This window comes from uncultured Campylobacter sp., assembly GCF_938018035.1.
Taxonomy (GTDB): Bacteria; Campylobacterota; Campylobacteria; order Campylobacterales; family Campylobacteraceae; genus Campylobacter_B.
In genome coordinates this window covers 1-1,783 of the sequence record NZ_CALIJF010000348.1, presented here as the reverse complement: position 1 = coordinate 1,783, position 1,783 = coordinate 1, and the positions used below count along the sequence as shown (strand labels likewise).

The 1,783-nt window shown below is 49.9% G+C and carries 2 protein-coding genes; both read left to right on the top strand.

The genetic code is table 11. From position 1 onward, the window contains the following. A partial coding sequence (locus tag Q0257_RS10615) for a lipocalin family protein (RefSeq protein WP_298024690.1) occupies nucleotides 1-243 on the top strand: 243 nt, incomplete at its 5' end. After that, nucleotides 243-1,643 carry a riboflavin kinase gene (locus Q0257_RS10610; protein ID WP_298024689.1) on the top strand — a complete coding sequence of 467 codons (1,401 nt, stop codon included), beginning with the start codon at nucleotides 243-245 and terminating at the stop codon, nucleotides 1,641-1,643. The genes Q0257_RS10615 and Q0257_RS10610, both read left to right, overlap by 1 nt. The last annotated feature ends 140 nt before the right edge of the window (nucleotides 1,644-1,783 follow it).

Sequence of the window (1,783 nt, the reverse complement as noted above, 5' to 3'; positions counted from 1 at the left end):
TTCGCAGGCGATAAAAACGTAGGCCTGCTCTATCAAAAAGGGTTCATCTCGGACACCGCTTACCGCGTGGCGCAGGTGGACGGCGACTATCGCTACGCCCTGATCTTCGGCGCCGATACGAGCGAGCTTTACATCCTCTCGCGCACCAAAACCCTGCCCGAGCCGATCCGCATCTTATATCTAAAAAAGGCGAAGCATAGCGGTTACGACACCAAAAAAATCGTATGGACAAAGCAGCAATAATGGCTAATCAAAAATCAGGCAAAGACCATACAGAGGCTTCGCTGCGGAATTTTAAAGAGCAAAATTTCGTAGCGCAGAATTCCAGCTTGAAAAATTTTACGGAACAGAATTTCACAAGCAATGGAGAAAATTCATCTCAAAATATCAAACGCCCAAGGCAAGAATTGAGTGAAAACAAAGCCGGCGATGCGCACCGCGCAGATGAAGCAGACACCGACACCTCTTGCAGCAATGAAACGACTTTTGGCAGTAAAACGGCTTATAACGACGCTTGCAGCAATGACGTAGACGCACAAGCTCAAAGCGCGCTTCCTGCTTGTGCGGAAGTGCTGCGTGCGCGCCTAAGCGAGCAGTTCACACGTGGCGAGATTTTCGCAACGCTACAAGGCGCAAACCGCGATAATGTGCACGCCGTAGCGATCGGTAACTTCGACGGCATGCACCTTGGACATCAAAAATTATTTGAGCGCCTAGGCGAGCAAGGCGCAATAATCGTAATCCTAGCAGGTGGTGGCACAAAGCTAACCCCTTTTGCGTCACGGCAGGCATTTACGAACAAAAAGATTTTTTATTGCGATCTACGCGCTATCAAAAGCCTTAGCGGAGGCGAATTTATCGAGCTTTTAGGGCAAAATTTCATAAATTTACAAAAGATCGTCGTCGGCGAGGATTTTAGATTCGGGCGCGATCGAGCCTGCGGAGTGGAGTTTTTGCAGCGCGAATTTCGCGGACAAACCTGCGTCGTAGGGGAGTTTTGTTTGGGCGGCAGCGGCGTGCATTCAAGCAGGATCAAGGAGCTTTTGTCGCGCGGACAGTGCGAAGCGGCGGCGGAGCTTTTAGGGCGAGATTACGAGCTCTGCGGACGGATCGTGTGCGGCCAGGGGCGCGGGGCGCGGGAGTTTGTAGCAACGCTAAATCTTGATGCCAGCGGCTATTTTATGCCAAAAAGCGGCGTATATGCGACCATGGTGCGCGCCGGAAGCAAGGAATTTGCAAGCGTGAGCTTCTTGGGATATAGGCTCAGCACCGACGGGGCTTTTGCGATTGAAACGCACATTTTAGAGGATTTTGCGGGCTTTGAAGCGGGTTTAAATTCCGCACAAGATCGCGCGCCGTGCTGCGAGGGGCAAGCCGCACATTTTGCGCGAAATTCAGATGAAATTTCGGCGCGTAATTCAGTAGAAATTTCTACACAAAATTTTGCGGCGAGCGAGAGCTTGGACGCCGAAAATAAAAATTTAGAGGCTGCGGACAAAAACAACGGCGCGAAATTTGCTTGCGTGAAATTTATAAAGTTCCTACGTGAAAATCGCAAATTTAGTGATCTAACGCGACTTAAAGAGCAGATTTTAAAAGACGCCGCCGAGGCGGAGGCGGTACTACGAAGCTGCAAATTTTAATCTACGGCTTGTAAGCTTAAAGATGAAATTTGCGGGCTGTGTGCTTGAAATTTGATGTGTCTGCACGCGTTTTGCATCTAGGCGCATTAAATGAGCCGTCTGCATCGTCCCGTATAAAAGTCGTGTGCCCGTTGTCATTG

Coding starts and splice junctions, on each gene's coding strand:
- Q0257_RS10610 (WP_298024689.1), top strand. CDS start 243: ATGGCTAATCAAAAATCAGGCAAAGACCATACAGAGGCTTCGCTGCGG.